Below are 15,681 nucleotides of genomic sequence, written 5' to 3'. Positions count from 1 at the left end.
GTGTGGCCGCCCTTTTGCTTTGTGATCACTTTGCGGTATATTTTTGAAATTATTCTGCTACGATAGCACCTGTAGGACAGGCTGCTTCACATGCTCCACAATCTACGCAAGCATCAGCGTCGATTACGTATTTGCCGTCGCCTTCTGCGATAGCTCCTACTGGGCATTCGCCTTCGCAAGAACCACAGCTTACACATTCATCATTAATTACGTGTGCCATAGTATGTATCCTCCTTTATGATATAAATGGGCAGCCGTATCATTCTTACTGCCACTATCCCCATTCTAATACAAATGGGATAAATATACAAGCAGTTTTATGCTTTAAATCAGGTACAATTTTCAATAAGCATTTATCTTGAATACGGATAGGACTTCCACCCCTATATGCGGCTGGCAAGTATCAGGTTCGTTAGGGTGGGAACCTAATCACCTTACGGGATGGAATTCATGGCTTCCAGGCATCAAGTTTCCGGTATTTTCATAAAATTTATTAAATTTAAGAAAATATTCCTTTTTTTTTCACAAGATTAGTGTATAGTATATAGGTAATAATCTGGGACAGCATATAAGATCTGGAGGCAGTTATTTTATGAAGAGAAAATGGACAATCATCACAACTGCGATGTTATGCATCATTTTGACCGTTTGTGCTTGCAGCAAGAAGGAGGATACTCCTACCTTTACCGGAGATACTACAGAGGAACCGCCATATCAGGGGAACTTGAATGCGATTTCCCCGTCAGCATATGATAACGCAGATGGCCTGAAGCTTGAACCTGGCTCCTATATATCTATTATAGGAAAGGATAACAGTTCTGCCTACTGGAAAGAGATTAAAAGAGGGGTTGAACAGGCTGCCGAGGATTTGAATAAGGCGTTGGGATACAGCGGGGATGACAAAGTAAAGGTGACCTATAATGCTCCGGGCGGAGTGGAAGACATTGACGAGCAGGTAAATATTCTGGATGAGGAACTGGCCCGGTATCCGGATGCTTTGGGGATTGCAAGCATTGATGCTGAGGCGTGTACGGTACAGTTTGACCTGGCAACGGAGAACGGGATTCCGATTATCGCGTTGGACTCGGGAAATTCCTATCAGGGGATACAGTGTACCATTAAGACGGACAACGCGGAGGCAGCAAGAACCGGCGCATATAAACTCTGTGACGAGATAGAGGATAAAGGCAGTATCCTGCTTCTGGTGCATGATTCGAAGTCAGCTACAGGCAGGGAGCGCGAAAGCAGTTTTAAGAGTGAGATCGAAAGCGGCCATCCGGACGTCACAATTGCCGAAACGCTTTATTTGGATAAGATGGATGATATGAAGAAGGCCATCGCAGAGGAGCAGAATAAGGCCAATAAAGAAGACAAAGAGGATAAAGAAGAGGTTAAGGAAGAAAAGGAACAAGCCAAGGAAGTCACTGCGGACAGTCTCACAGATGAGGATGTGATCCAATATTATCTGGAAAAGCATCCTGAGATCAAAGGCTGCTTTGGAACGAATGTAACGGCTACTCAGCTGGCAGTATCCGCACTCAGCCAGGCAGAGAAAACAGAAGAAATCGTTCTTATGGGATTCGATGCAGGAAAAGAACAGCTGGATGCCCTCCGGGACGGAGAGATTAAAGGCCTGGTTGTACAGAATCCCTTCGGCATTGGATATGCATCCGTGATAGCAGCGGCACGTACGGTCCTGGAAGTGGGCAATGAGGCAGAGGTAAATACCGGATATATCTGGGTTACGCAGGAGAACATGGAAGAGGAATCTATACAGAATATGCTGTATGAATAGATTGCTTAAGAATGTAAATAGAGTATAAAAGAAGCAGCCGCAGATAGCAATATGCTATTTTGCAGCTGCCTTTTTCGTTTATCTGCCGGAATCTGCCCGGCTGAGAGAGAAGATGAATTCGGTTCCGACACCCTCTGTGCTTATGACGTTAATGTGTTCATCATGAGCCTGGATGGCTTCTTTAACGATTGCAAGACCGAGTCCGGTTCCTTTTTTGTCTTTGCCGCGGGAGAGATCGGATTTGTAGAAGCGCTCCCAGATCTTATTCAGTTCTTTGCGGGGGATTCCGAGGCCGGAGTCTTTGACGGATATGAAGACCTTTTCGCTTCTGCCTGTGACTTCTACTGTTACCGTGGATTCATTCTCACTGAATTTAATGGCGTTGTCCATCAAGTTGTAAAGCACCTGCTGGATTTTACGTCTGTCCGCGTATACAAGCTGTACATCCGGAAGCAGGAGAAGTTCGATGGATATCCGCTTGTTCGTGCATGCGCCTTCAAATGAGGCAGCGGTATTTTTGATCATTTCCTGGATATCAAACTCTGTTTTATGCAGGAGAAGTTCCTTTGTATCAAATTCATTAAGAGTAAGCAGGTCCTTGGTCAGGTCGGTCAGCCGCTCTGTCTCGAACAGGATAATGCTGAGATATTTTCCATGGAGTTCAGGCGGGATGGTGCCGTCCGTCATGGCCTGTACATAGCCCTTGATCGAGGTCAGCGGGGAGCGGAAATCGTGGGATACGTTTGCCACGATTTTTTTCTGGTATTCTTCCATGTCTTTGAGCTGTGAGGACATATAGTTCAGGGACGCGGACAGATAACCGATCTCATCGTGGGTATAGACCGGAATCTCATAGGTCAGGTTGCCTGATGCATACTGAGTCGCCGCCTCTGTGATGGTGCGCAGGGGGCGGTATATGAAGAAATGGAATCCCAGCAGAAGCAGGAAGGAGAGCAGAAAAATGACGGCGACAGTAATATAGATCGGGAACATCATCTGGCTGCATACTTCCTGAATCGCAGAAACGGGTTTGTGGATAAGGATATATCCTTTGATATAGAAACCCTGTGTTACAGGCGCCATAACAGTGATCATGTCCTCATTGAAGTAACCGTGATAATCTCCAGTGATATACTGGTTGCTCCCGATCTCCGCCGGGTCAAAATCGTCGATGGCCTCAGGCGCCTTTGTATTGTCCAGATTAGAGGAGGTGATCATAGTTCCGTCCGACTCCACAAACCAAAGCGAAGAATTCAGGTACAGATTCATACCGTTCAGCTGCGAATGTACCGCATATGAGGTGGAGTCTCCGGTGAAGTAGGAGGGCAGGTAATCGCTGGCAACCAGATTGGCCTGCCGGTAGAGGTTCTGGGAGTCGTTCTTTTCCAGCCTGTCCAGCACGAGCTGGCTGGACAGAATTCCTACGGTGAAGAAGCTCAGGAAACCAAATATGATATAAATGACAATAAATTTTAAGTACAAAGTACTTTTCATGCTGCACTTCCTTTTGTACCAGGTGCGCTGCGGCACTCTGCTATTTGACCTCAAACTTGTAACCAATGCCCCAGACGGTGCTGAGTCCCCAGGACGGATGATCCTTGATCTTTTCCCTCAGCCGTTTGATATGGACGTCGACGGTTCGGGTGTCTCCGATGTATTCATATCCCCAGATCTGGTCGAGGAGCTGTTCCCGTGTGAACACCTGGTTCGGGGACGCAGCCAGAAAATAAAGCAGCTCCAGTTCCTTGGGAGGCATCTCTACGGGATGCCCGTCGCAGACAACGGAATAGTTAGTCAGATTGATCGTAAGGCCGTCGTATTCAACGCATTTGGTCTTATCTTCCGCAGGCTCCTCGGGTTTGACGGGCTGATACCTGCGCAGGACAGCGCGGACCCGTGCGACCATTTCCTTGGAATCAAAGGGCTTCATAATATAGTCATCGGCACCGAGCTCGAGTCCGAGTACCTTGTCAAAGACTTCGCCCTTTGCGGAAAGCATGATGATTGGAGTAGAGGACTTGGCGCGTATCTCACGGCACACCTGATACCCGTCGATTCCCGGAAGCATCAGATCAAGGAGAATCAGGTTGGGATGATAGGTTTCATAGGCGGAGAGCGCATCCTCTCCATTATATACAATCTTTGTATCAAAGCATTCCTTTACGAGATAAAGGGAAATAAGTTCTGCGATATTTTCGTCGTCATCGACAATTAAAATCTTTTGTTTTGCAACCATGATTAGCCTCCTTGCTATTTCAGTTCTACGATTGTGACTCCGGCATCTCCCTCGCCGAACTCTCCGAGACGATAGGATTTGACGTGTTTTTGGCGGCTCAGGAATTCGTGGATTCCCTTGCGGAGCGCGCCGGTGCCTTTTCCATGTACAACACGGACGGTACTTAAATGAGAGAGTATAGCATCGTCCAGGTACTTATCCAGTTCGGATACTGCCTCATCCACCGTTTTTCCAAGAAGATTGATTTCCGGACTGACGGATAAGGATTTGCTCATCTTCAGTTTTCCTTTCGAGGTGCGTTTCATACTCTTAACGCTGTAGGATGCCGGCTCTTCTATGATCTCCAGATCGGAGATGTTTACCTGCGACCGGAGGATCCCCATCTGCACCGTCAGATTGCCGCGGGAATCCGGCAAGGAACTGACGGTTCCGGTCAGGTTCATGCTCAGTACCTTTACGGATTCTCCGAGTTTAAAATCACTCGGTTTATATGCTTTTTTAGGCTTTTTGACGGTCATTGTGCCGGAAGAGGATGTCTCTTTCAGCTTCTGGCGGAGCCGCGCGCGCTCTTTCTCCATCTCGGCGGCTGAGATGCCTTCTTTGCCGAACTTCTGGAAATTCCTGATTGTCTCATCGGCCAGTTCTTTTGCCTCCCGTAAAATAGTTCCGGCCTTTTCATTTGCCTCCTTGAGGATACGTTCCCGCTGCTCCTCGATCTTTGCCTGCTTTTGCTTTGCCTGGTTTTTTAAAGCTTCCACTTCCCGCTTATAGGTCTCGATGGCCTCGCGCTCTTTTTCTATGGTGCGCTTGCTGGATTCCAGGTCGGTCAGCAGATCCTCAAAGGATGCATCCTGTTCTGTCAGATGCTGCTTTGCGTCCTCTATGATATAATCCGGAAGCCCCAGCTTTCCGGAGATGGCAAATGCGTTACTCTTTCCCGGGATACCGATCAGAAGGCGGTAAGTGGGCTTCAGGCTCTCTACGTCAAATTCACAGCAGGCATTTTCAACGCCGGGGGTTGAGAGGGCATAGACCTTTAACTCACTGTAGTGCGTGGTTGCCATGGTGCGGATGTTACGTTTATGCAGGTATGATAAAATGGCAATCGCCAGTGCGGCTCCCTCGGTAGGATCGGTGCCGGCGCCCAATTCGTCAAAGAGCACCAGAGAGTTCTCATCCACTTCCTGCAGAAAGGAGACAATGTTTGTCATGTGGGAAGAAAAGGTACTCAGGCTCTGCTCAATACTCTGTTCGTCTCCGATATCTGCGTAGACCTGGCGGAAGATCGCAAGCTCTGAGCGGTCTCCTGCAGGAATGTGCAGGCCGGCCTGGCCCATAAGAGTGAACAGGCCCACTGTCTTGAGGGAGACTGTCTTGCCGCCGGTGTTGGGGCCGGTTATAATCAGCAGGGTGAAATCCTCTCCCAGTGTCACGGAGATGGGTACTACCTTGCGTGGATCCAGCAGTGGATGGCGTCCTTCCCGGATGCGGATGCGCCCCTCCTGATTCAGAACCGGACGGCTTGCATTCATGGAAAGGGCCAGTGCCCCTTTTGCAAAGATAAAGTCCAGATCGGTCAGAAGTTTGTAGTTGTTACGGATCTCTTCTATATATAATGCAGTGTCTTCGCTCAGCCGTGCAAGAATTACCTGGATCTCCTCCTGTTCCTTTGCGTACAGTTCTTTCAAATCATTATTCAGCCGGACCACTGCCATCGGCTCTATAAACAAGGTGGATCCGGTAGAAGACTGGTCATGGATCATCCCATTCACCTGGTTTCGGTATTCGGCCTTGACAGGGACACAGTAACGGTCTCCGCGCATGGTAATGATCGGATCCTGCAGATAGGTGCGCAACGATCCGTTGACAAGGTTTGTTAGTGTAGAGTGCACCTTATCATTCAGGGAGCCAATGCTGCGGCGGATACTCTTCAAAGTGCTGCTGGCATCGTCACTGATCTCGTCCTCCCCCTGGATACAGCGCTCGATCTCTGTGGTGAGAGGTGTCAGCGGTTCCAACTGTTCAAAATACACATCCAGGCAGTCCGCCAGATCATCCTGCGTATCGTGGCGCCCGTATGACTTGGCGCGTGCTGCTGTTTTCAGAAGCTTGCAGATGCGGAGCAATTCACCGCTGCCAAGGGTACCTCCGATCTCCAGCCGCTTGAGGGATTCACCTACAGGGAATGCGTCGCTTAAAGAAAGGCGCCCTTTTTTAATTATCCTGGTAAATGCAGCTGAGGTCTGTTCCTGGCATGTGTTGATGCGTTCCAAATCGGTCATGGGCTTCAGCTTGCGGCAGAGCTGCCTGCCTCTCATAGAGGAGGCCTGCTCCTCCAATATAGCTATGATTTTATTGTATTCCAGTTTATTTAAAGTCTTTTGATTCATCTTTTTCACCTTTTATCTGAGTTCACAGGTAAATTCTATCGTTTACTGTACACGTCCGAATGGTGTACAGTAACATTCTACCCTATTTAACGCATATTGAAAAGGATAAATATTGAACAATCCGTATGAATCGGTTATACTATAAACTAAAGGAGATTAGAGTCTATGCCGTACGATGAAGATCCGAAACAGAAGCCGGACCAGGGCCATGAGGAGCAGAAGGAAGAACAGTTTTCTTTCCTGCAGGAGACGATTAAACCCAAACCAGTCACCAGAAAGAAAATCCTCACACAGCTTGCGAGAGTGGGGATATATGGACTGATTTTCGGGGCGTTCGCCTGCCTTAGTTTTTTTGCGCTTAAACCGTGGGCGCAGAACAAATTTCTGGGGAATCCCAAGACCGTAACCATACCGGAGGACGAAGAGGAGACGGACGATCAGCAGACCGCAGAATCTACCGAAGGAGAGACGGTGCCGCCTGTACTTGATGCCGACAGCTTTCAGGATATCATGAAAAGTGTGTACGAGACTGCAAAAGAGGCGGACAAGTGTGTGGTTTCTGTGAACCCGGTCAGGGAAGACACCGCATTTTCTGTGGATACCGGTCCTAGTGCAGGAGCTGCAGGGCTCATTGCCGCGGACAATGGGCAGGAGCTGCTGATACTCTGTGATAGTTCCGTATGTCAGGATGCTGAAAAGTGGAAGATCACCTTTGCTGATGACAGCCAGTACGGAGCCTCCTTGAAGAAGCAGGACAAGAACAGCGGATTTGCAGTGTTTGCGATTCCGCGGGCCAAGATTACAAATACGACCTGGAACGCTGTGAAAGTAGCGGTTCTGGGAAATTCCAACATTACGACTAAGGGGGATGTGGTTCTCGCCCTTGGCAATACATTCGGGTATGCGGACGGAGTTGGATATGGAGTTGTAAGTTCCAACTCTTACGATGAAACTCAGGCCGACGGTCAGAGAAGCATTCTGGCTACCGATATTCCGACAGAAGCCGGAGGCACAGGGATATTATTCAATATGAATGGCGAAGTAATCGGCATGATCGACCCTGGAATCTGGGGCGGCGCGCAGAACAATACTGCCAAGGCCTTGGCGATCTCTGATTTAAAGGCCACAATAGAACTTCTGGTGAACGGTGAGAGCGTACCGTATGTAGGCATTTACGGCACAACTATCAACGATACTTTGTCAGAAGCGCAGGACATGCCCGCGGGAGTCTACGTGATGGAGATCAATCCGGATTCCCCGGCCATGTCTGCAGGAATACAGAATGGTGATATTATCCAGGAAGTTGCGGGCACAAAGATATCGAATACCCTTTCCTATGAGAAGGCGGTCATAAGCTGCAAAGCAGGAGAAAACGTCAAGATAAAAGGAAAGCGCCGCGGGGCGAATGGGTATGTGGATATAGACTTTACTGTTACAATTGGAAGTCAGGAATAAACGATAAAAGGAAACTTAGAAAGGCTGCCGGGTAGATGGCAGCCTCAATTATGGGAGGATATGATGAGATATATTAATGATTTACACGAAGGAGAGACGATACGCTGCATTTATCTCTGCAAGGGGAAACGTTCCGCGGAGACCAGGAATGGAAAGCCTTATGATAACCTGCTGCTTCAGGATAAAACAGGGACTCTGGACGGAAAAGTATGGGATCCCAATTCCCAGGGAATAGCCGATTACGATGAGAAAGATTTTATTGAGGTATTCGGCGAGGTTATCAGCTACAATAACAATCGGCAGCTCAATATTAAACAGATAAGAAAAGCCGCAGAGGGGGAATACGACCCGGCTGATTATATGCCGACATCCGATAAGAGTGTGGACGGTATGTTTGAGGAGCTGCGTTCCTACATACGCCAGATATCCAACGATTACCTGCGTCAGGCAGTGGAGTATTACTTTGTGGAGGATGAAGAATTCATAAAGGCCTTTAAGGGACATTCTGCGGCGAAGACAGTACATCATGGTTTTGCCGGAGGTTTGCTGGAGCATACGCTGAGCGTGGTAAAAATGTGTGAATACTTTGCCGGAGCCTATGCGATCCTGAATAAAGACCTGCTCTATGCATCTGCGATCTGCCATGACATAGGAAAAACAAAAGAACTGTCCGCATTTCCGGACAATGACTATACCGATGACGGACAGCTGCTGGGACATATTATCATTGGTGTGGAAATGGTAAGTGAGGCAGTCCGCGCGATCCCAGGCTTTCCGGAAAAGCTGGCGAGCGAGCTGAAACACTGTATCATCGCACATCATGGAGAACTCGAATATGGATCTCCGAAAAAACCGGCTCTGGCGGAGGCTATGGCACTGAACCTGGCAGATAATGCAGACGCGAAGATGCAGACGCTGACGGAAATATTCAAGGACAAGACGGGAACAGACTGGCTGGGATATAATCGTCTGTTTGAGTCAAATTTAAGAAAAACTTCTATATAAAAGTAATTGTTATGCGGATCCTGGGAAAACGCGGAGGCCGCAGGCATTCAGCCCATCGCAAAGGGATTTTAATGGCTGGATGTGTAACAGTTCTGAATAGTCTGAACTGTAACATAAAGATGTATACCAGAGTGTGTTTGATCAATTGCACTTCAGCTTGATTATGCAGATGATAGGCGAATCAGGCAGTGACTGTGAATTGTCAAATGCACTCAAAAACGTATCAGAGGAGTTTCGATATGCAGAAAAATGATATTGTCACAGTGACAATTGAAGATATGGGTGTAAATGGAGAAGGTATAGGCAAGGTGAATGGCTATACCGTATTTATTAAAGATGCGGTGATTGGCGATGTTGTGAAGGCAAAGCTTATGAAAGCGAAAAAGAATTACGGGTATGCAAGGCTAATGGATATCATAGAGCCGTCAGCCGACCGTGTTATACCGAAATGCCGGTTTGCCCGTAAATGTGGAGGCTGCCAGATACAGGAGCTGGCTTATGAGAAACAGCTGGAATTCAAGGAAAAGAAGGTAAAAGGAAATCTGGAACGGATTGGCGGGTTTGCTCCGGAGCTGCTGGAGCGGATTATGGAACCTGCAGTTGGAATGGAGGTACCTTTTTATTATAGGAACAAGGCGCAGTTTCCCTTTGGGATGGATAAGGATGGGAATTCCATAACTGGTTTTTATGCAGGACGAACCCATGATATTATTGCAAATACAGACTGTGCGCTTGGTGTGCCGGTTAATAAGCGGATTCTCGAGTTGATACTTGCCTTTATGAAAGAATATGGCATTGCTGCATACGACGAAAAGACGGGGCATGGACTGATCCGCCATGCGTTGATCCGATATGGGTTTGTAACAAAGGAAATCATGGTATGTCTGGTGATTAACGGGAAAACGATCCCACATAATGAGGTACTGATCAAGGAGCTGCGGAAGATTCCTGGAATGACAAGTGTATCGGTCAGCGTGAATCGAAAGAATACCAACGTTATTATGGGAGATAGTTACGAGGTTCTGTGGGGCCAGGGATTTATTACAGATTATATTGGCAGCATAAAATATCAGATATCGCCGCTGTCCTTTTACCAGGTCAATCCGGTGCAGACTGAGAAGCTTTATGGTCTGGCCTTGGAGTATGCGGGGCTTAAGGGGGACGAGACCGTGTGGGATCTATACTGCGGGATCGGAACGATTTCACTGTTTCTGGCCCAGAAGGCAAAACAGGTCTATGGGGTGGAGATTGTACCTCAGGCAATTGAAGATGCAAGGAATAATGCTAAGATTAATGGTATTGGGAATGCGGAATTTTATATTGGAAGAGCGGAGGATGTGCTGCCGGAGTATTATAGGCGGTATGCCAAGGAACATCCGGGGGAGACGGCTCATGCCGATGTGATAGTAGTTGATCCTCCCAGGAAAGGCTGTGAGGAGTCGCTGCTGGAGACAATGGCGGAAATGGGACCGGATCGGATTGTTTATGTGAGCTGTGACTCGGCTACTTTGGCCCGGGATTTGAAGTATCTTAGCGGGGCGGGGTATGAGCTGGTGAGAGGGAGGGCTGTGGATCAGTTCCCTATGGGGGTGCATGTGGAGACGGTTGTACTCTTGACCCGTAAAAAAGATATTGAGACTATCGACATTGAAATGGAAGTGGATAAAGAGGATATAACGGAAAAAGCCACGTATAAGAAAATACAGGAGTATATAAAAGAAAAGTATGGATTTAATGTGCATACGAAGTATATAGCAGAGGTGAAGAGGAAACACGGTGTTCCTATGCATGAAGCACCTAATAAAGTTGATACGCCTAAAAGAGAGTATCCGCCTTGTCCAGAAGAAAAATTCAAGGCAATTGAGGAGGCTTTAAAGGTTTTTAATATTATATAAAGCAAAGAAGAATTGAATTTACTTCTTTGATAGGCACACATAAAATATGTTTAGGAACAAAAACAACACACAAAATTGTTTCAACACATTTTATGTGTTGAAAAATGGAAATAAGTGGTGTAGAATAATGTTATTAAATATAAAGGATGGATTGGGGAATGTCAAAAAAAAATATTAACGCTTTACCAGCTTATACCACTGTAGAAAATATATTAAGCTTAATCGATATTATAAAAAGAAATAGCAAAAATGAAGATTCGATAAAAGCACTTTTTGGTAAAGCTAAATCTGCTTACGATAATACTAAATCGTCACTTAAAACTTTTGGAATAATCGAAAAGGATAGCTTCGAGTTTACAGAAATTGGACGGGAGATAGCCTTTTCAAGTGAAGATGATAAGAAAGAAGCTGTTATAAAAATAGTTAAGAGTTATGAACCGTATGAGTTAGTATTAAATAGTATACTGGCGTCGAAAACTGAAGTGACGGTAACAGACATTGATACAATTAAAAACTTATGGGGAATGGCTTCAATAGGTTCTACGGAGAGAAACCGGACTGAGGGGACAACCTTATTTATGAGTATTATGGATTTTATTGAATTTGGCAACTATTTAATTGGACGTGGAAATAAGTCTACTCGAATCGAGTGGGTTGCTGATATTAAAGAAAAAATAGAAAGTATACTCGAAGTAACCCCTGTTATTGAAATGCAAGATGAGGAATCTGGGGAAATAGTTCAAGATAATGGTTTAGATGTAGAAGACGAGATTGGAGAGTTAAGTCCTTCTTTAAAGATTAACAATGAAAACGTTGAGGAAGCAATGGATAAGCCGGTATTCACAGCAGGAATGCCAAATATTACAATAAAGGTTGATATGAGTGAATGGCCAGATGAAAAAATAAAACTATTTTTTAAGTATGCTTATGGAAAGTTTGAGGAGGAATAAATATCTATGGGTAATAAACTTCCAAGTCATAACGTACCACTTCTACTTGTTGCTGATATTATCTGTTATATCAATAATAATATATCGTACGACATCAAAAAATTACAAAATTTTACGAGTAAAAGTGTAGCATATGTACGAAGCAGTCTGGCTATCTGTAAATTATTAAATGTAATAGATGAAGATGAAAATATTAACCAATTTGCAGATACATTAGGAAAAACACCTAATGATGAAATTAAGGTTGCTGTAATGAGGAAATTTATACAGGAATACGAGCCATTCATAACATTTATACAATACCAATTAAATGATACCACATTAGATGAAGCAGCAAGGAAGGTATATGTATCATACGAAATTGAAGGAAAAGATTATAAATTTCTCAAGGATTTATTTATTTCCTGGGGAATGTCCACGGGTATATTTACATATGATTCAAACAAGATTTTTTTAGAAGAACGTATTAGCTCGCAATTATTAGTCAGTACAACAGCAGATTTTAATTTAGATGATGATATGACAATCAGATTGTATATAAGTAATATACTAGGAGCTGAGTTTTTTTCATCGTTATCGTCTGCAGAAGTCGGAGAATTGGTTGATGCATTTAAAAAATGTACAAATGACTCAAGAGGGGCTATAGAATGTGCGGGTAGGGCATTCGAAGATTTTCTTAGAAGAGTGGCGTCTCAAGCAGGGGTCAATGTATCTACAAAAAATGGTATTGGACAGGTCATCAATGCTTTATATAATAATAAAGATGCAGCAGGAAATATAGATAATAAAATACATAATAAACAAGCTAGTATAGGCTCGGCACTTGGAGATATAAGGAATATGGCAGGACATAGTATGGAGGCAAGAACCTTAGAAAGATGGGATTTAACGTATCATAGTGCTAAAAATTATGTTGAATTTGTTTTGGCGGAAATGAGAAGTATTTATGGTTATACATTAAATTCAAAATATATATTCTGATACCTTATTAGTGTGACCACATAAGAGGATTGTAATTTAGGTCAATAATCATATAAGCTACAATCCTCTTCTAAATATTAACAATATAATTGTGGTAATTCAGATGACTATTTTATTCATCCTCAAATGCCGTTTCGTTCATCTCTGGAAAATCCAATAATTCAGAAACGGTCATATCTAATCCAACAGCCAGTTTATGTAGTGTTTTCAATTTAGGATTCTTGGTCTTGCCTTTCATTAAATTATCTACAGTGGATTGTGTGATACCAGATAAAGTAGCAAGTTTATTTGTGGTAATATCACGCTCTTTACATAATTCAGTTAATCTCTTAATAACAGCATCAGAATAAGTCATAATTTCTCCCTCCAGTTAACTTTGTACGGTTAACCAAAGTATATGCCTTTTTGCACTCAAATATTAACGGTGTACCGTTGACTTGCGTATAAAAATGTGCTAAATTAGCCGTATACCATTAATTGGAGGAGAAAAGATGAATTATGTTGAGAAAGTATTTGAACAGGCTACAATAAAAGGGATAGCAGATTATCTGCTCTATCAAGAAAAGCCACATGTAGAAGATAAAGGCTACGAGATAAGGATGGATGAAGCATTTAAAGAATTTGAAGAAGTAGCCTTAACCTACGACGCTGACAGAGAATCCAAGCTGATAGATGCTGTGGACGCATTGGCTAGTGAATTGACGGATGTCTATACCGAAATCGGATTGCAGGCAGGATTTTTGATTATGCTGGATATGATGAAAAAAGGGGACTATATTAGAAGCAGAGAAGTGCAGGAAATATCGGATGGTGTCTATCGGAAAATGTATGATTCCATATTTCTGGATGTATCTAAAGGATTAAAGCTTCTGCATGATAAGGGGAGTGAAGCGATGAAGGCGGTAGAATCCATTCTAATAGAATCACAGCATAAGACAAAAGAAATATACATGAACTTTGAGAAATAGAAAATATAGGTATGTGGGGAGAAGACAAACAAGTTTGTATAGTTTTTGCTTTATCCTCTTGACTACCATCTACAATAACCAGAAAAGCCTTGTCAAGAACCTGCCACGTAGTGGTGCGTAGCATTCTTGACAAGGCTTTTCTGGTTGTTGTATCTTCCGTGAGAGGATGGAGCAGTTATCAGTCAAAATGGTCTGGATATTCTAGCGAGCGATGAACCTTGCCTGTGTCATCCATAATCATATTTTCAACTACTTCCTTCACGTATGGATTAGGCACTTTATGTCCGCTTAGTGTTTCACCAAATAAGTCATGACAAAGGTAATCGTCATATCGGGAAAGGAGCTTTTTAAACTTTAAGCTCTGGATAAAGTCCTTGACGGGATAGAGATCTGACGCAACTCGCTTATCGGCATTCACATATTCAAGTATATATGCCCGAAGCTTTTCTAATTCATATGCAATCCAGTCCTCTTCATCAAGGGGACTGTCATACTGCCCATAGGCAAGTTCTACGTTGAGGGCTTCTTCCTTTACAAGAAATTCAGATATTTTAGTTATCATGTGTGAGCTGGTTTTTAACTTGCCCGATAACAGTTCATTTGGTGTGACCTCTAAGGCTTGTGTGAGTTTCTCTAAAGTATCAAGGGTAGGGTAATTTACTCCCCGTTCAATCTTTGACAGGCTTTGTAAATTGATGCCTATTTTGTCTGACAGCTCCTGCTGTGTCCAGCCTTTCATTTTTCTTATAGTCTGAATATTCTGTCCTAATAGTTCATAATTCATATGCGGATTCCTTTCTAACCGAACAGGCTTAAAAAACATATTAATCAACAAGAAAAGAGTTGACAAATAAGCTTTTCGGGGTTATTATGTATTTAAATGATTGATTAAACCTAATGGCGTTAATTATCGCTTTGTTTAAGCATTATAACATAACTATTTTAATTCTAAAAGGGTTAATTACTACTTTTAGGCGGGAAATACGGTTTCGGTAGCTCTGGCACTGTGCCGAAGGCAGAAAGTACCAAGAGCCTGGGAGGGACGCCGGCAGGCGTTCCCACAGGGCGAATAAGTAACACCGCCCTGTATATACATGACAGATAATAAAAAAACGACTAGGAATCAACGTTTAGAGCCATTTTTAAAATGTGCTGAAATAGATAAAAAAGAAAGGAGACGATAATATACCAAAACGGGACAATCTGAGTATTAAGATTGATTATATCAGCATTATTTTCGATAGCATAACAGCGGAAGAGGTGATTTCGAAAATTCTTGAATTGCCAGTTGATATATTTATGAAGCGTCCTGCGAAGGTGAAGCATAAGGCATATCAGAGTATATATCAAGCAGGAAGTATTAAGGTCTACGGAGATGAAAAGACAGAAGAGAAAGGCTCAAAGAAACACGGATGTTATCTGGTACTAAGTGGTAGAGGATGTGATGAAATATACCGCATTATGAATATGAGAGGTAGTACCTTTGGGAACTTTTTCTGGCTGTGTGAGAAACGCTGCGGAGTGGATAACTTTCATCTCACCAGACTGGATGTAGCGATAGATGATAGAAATGAGATCCCATATTTTACACCAGAGCAGATTAAAAGAAAATGTGAAAGAGAAGAATTTGTTGCCAATAGTAACAGCTATAGATTTGTTGAGAGTAGCTATACGGAAAAGGAAACAGCTAAGACGGTTTATATCGGTGTTGGGAAATCGGGCATGTCATACCGTTTCTATGATAAGGATAAAGAAATTTGTATGAAGCATCAGAAATCATATGAAGCAGTAGGGAGCTGGAAGAGAACAGAAATTCAATTGAGAGATGAAAAGGCTCATGCCTTTGCCATGTTATTCAAGAAACATCCTTTGGACTTAGGACAGTTGGCTTTCGATCTGCTCGGTAGTAACCTGCGATTTGTAAAAGAAGATAAGAACCAGTCAAATAAGAGCTGATGGAAAACATGTCAGTTTTGGACAAGGTTTCTAGGAGCAGTTGAACCATT

At 43.8% G+C, this 15,681-nt stretch carries 14 protein-coding genes; 8 read left to right on the top strand and 6 right to left on the bottom strand.

What is annotated here, in order from left to right; all coding sequences use genetic code 11:
• Window positions 1–49: 49 nt before the first annotated feature.
• Entirely contained in the window at window positions 50–220 is a 171-nt protein-coding gene (locus tag MWG26_RS20230; protein ID WP_025655834.1) for a DUF362 domain-containing protein, read from the bottom strand.
• 372 nt (window positions 221–592) lie between these two features.
• Here MWG26_RS20230 and MWG26_RS20225 point away from each other — a divergent pair, with 372 nt between their 5' ends.
• Complete coding sequence (locus MWG26_RS20225) at window positions 593–1,795, top strand: substrate-binding domain-containing protein (protein WP_025655835.1); 1,203 nt, start codon at window positions 593–595, stop codon at window positions 1,793–1,795.
• 78 nt (window positions 1,796–1,873) lie between these two features.
• Here MWG26_RS20225 and MWG26_RS20220 read toward each other — a convergent pair whose 3' ends face one another.
• Genes MWG26_RS20220 through MWG26_RS20210 form a run of 3 tightly spaced genes read right to left on the bottom strand, consistent with a single transcriptional unit; the run spans window position 1,874 to window position 6,421 of the window.
• Window positions 1,874–3,289 carry a sensor histidine kinase gene (locus MWG26_RS20220; RefSeq protein ID WP_025655836.1) on the bottom strand — a complete coding sequence of 472 codons (1,416 nt, stop codon included), beginning with the start codon at window positions 3,287–3,289 and terminating at the stop codon, window positions 1,874–1,876.
• Window positions 3,290–3,329: 40 nt separating this feature from the next.
• A complete protein-coding gene (locus MWG26_RS20215) occupies window positions 3,330–4,031 on the bottom strand; it encodes a response regulator transcription factor (protein WP_025655837.1) in 702 nt (233 codons plus the stop codon).
• A 14-nt stretch (window positions 4,032–4,045) separates the two neighbouring features.
• On the bottom strand, window positions 4,046–6,421 hold the full coding sequence (locus MWG26_RS20210) for an endonuclease MutS2 (RefSeq protein ID WP_117440800.1): 2,376 nt from the start codon (window positions 6,419–6,421) through the stop codon (window positions 4,046–4,048).
• Window positions 6,422–6,586: 165 nt separating this feature from the next.
• Here MWG26_RS20210 and MWG26_RS20205 point away from each other — a divergent pair, with 165 nt between their 5' ends.
• From MWG26_RS20205 to MWG26_RS20185, 5 genes are all read left to right on the top strand, one after another.
• Window positions 6,587–7,876 (top strand): S1C family serine protease, encoded by a 1,290-nt coding sequence (locus MWG26_RS20205; RefSeq protein ID WP_025655839.1) that lies wholly within the window; start codon window positions 6,587–6,589, stop codon window positions 7,874–7,876.
• Window positions 7,877–7,939: 63 nt separating this feature from the next.
• The gene (locus MWG26_RS20200) at window positions 7,940–8,881 is read left to right on the top strand and encodes a 3'-5' exoribonuclease YhaM family protein (RefSeq protein WP_025655840.1); all 942 of its coding nucleotides are present in this window, start codon (window positions 7,940–7,942) and stop codon (window positions 8,879–8,881) included.
• Between the two features lie 239 nt (window positions 8,882–9,120).
• Window positions 9,121–10,776, top strand: a complete 1,656-nt coding sequence (gene rlmD / locus MWG26_RS20195; RefSeq protein WP_025655841.1) for a 23S rRNA (uracil(1939)-C(5))-methyltransferase RlmD — start codon at window positions 9,121–9,123, stop codon at window positions 10,774–10,776.
• A 158-nt stretch (window positions 10,777–10,934) separates the two neighbouring features.
• Window positions 10,935–11,726, top strand: a complete 792-nt coding sequence (locus MWG26_RS20190; RefSeq protein ID WP_025655842.1) for a hypothetical protein — start codon at window positions 10,935–10,937, stop codon at window positions 11,724–11,726.
• A 6-nt stretch (window positions 11,727–11,732) separates the two neighbouring features.
• A complete protein-coding gene (locus MWG26_RS20185) occupies window positions 11,733–12,707 on the top strand; it encodes a hypothetical protein (protein WP_025655843.1) in 975 nt (324 codons plus the stop codon).
• Between the two features lie 112 nt (window positions 12,708–12,819).
• Here the strand turns inward: MWG26_RS20185 and MWG26_RS20180 are convergent, their stop codons facing one another.
• Window positions 12,820–13,062, bottom strand: coding sequence for a helix-turn-helix domain-containing protein (locus MWG26_RS20180; RefSeq protein ID WP_025655844.1), 243 nt, complete (start codon window positions 13,060–13,062; stop codon window positions 12,820–12,822).
• 136 nt (window positions 13,063–13,198) lie between these two features.
• On the opposite strand from MWG26_RS20180, the gene MWG26_RS20175 reads away from it, so the two are divergent.
• Window positions 13,199–13,675 carry a hypothetical protein gene (locus tag MWG26_RS20175; RefSeq protein WP_025655845.1) on the top strand — a complete coding sequence of 159 codons (477 nt, stop codon included), beginning with the start codon at window positions 13,199–13,201 and terminating at the stop codon, window positions 13,673–13,675.
• A 178-nt stretch (window positions 13,676–13,853) separates the two neighbouring features.
• Here MWG26_RS20175 and MWG26_RS20170 read toward each other — a convergent pair whose 3' ends face one another.
• Complete coding sequence (locus tag MWG26_RS20170) at window positions 13,854–14,459, bottom strand: helix-turn-helix domain-containing protein (RefSeq protein ID WP_025655846.1); 606 nt, start codon at window positions 14,457–14,459, stop codon at window positions 13,854–13,856.
• Between the two features lie 377 nt (window positions 14,460–14,836).
• Here MWG26_RS20170 and MWG26_RS20165 point away from each other — a divergent pair, with 377 nt between their 5' ends.
• On the top strand, window positions 14,837–15,631 hold the full coding sequence (locus MWG26_RS20165) for a replication initiation factor domain-containing protein (RefSeq protein ID WP_309295997.1): 795 nt from the start codon (window positions 14,837–14,839) through the stop codon (window positions 15,629–15,631).
• Window positions 15,632–15,681 lie beyond the last annotated feature (50 nt).

The sequence above is a fragment of the Faecalicatena contorta genome, from assembly GCF_022835095.1.
Taxonomy (GTDB): domain Bacteria; phylum Bacillota; class Clostridia; order Lachnospirales; family Lachnospiraceae; genus Faecalicatena; species Faecalicatena contorta.
This window is presented reverse-complemented; position numbering and strand designations above follow the sequence as displayed.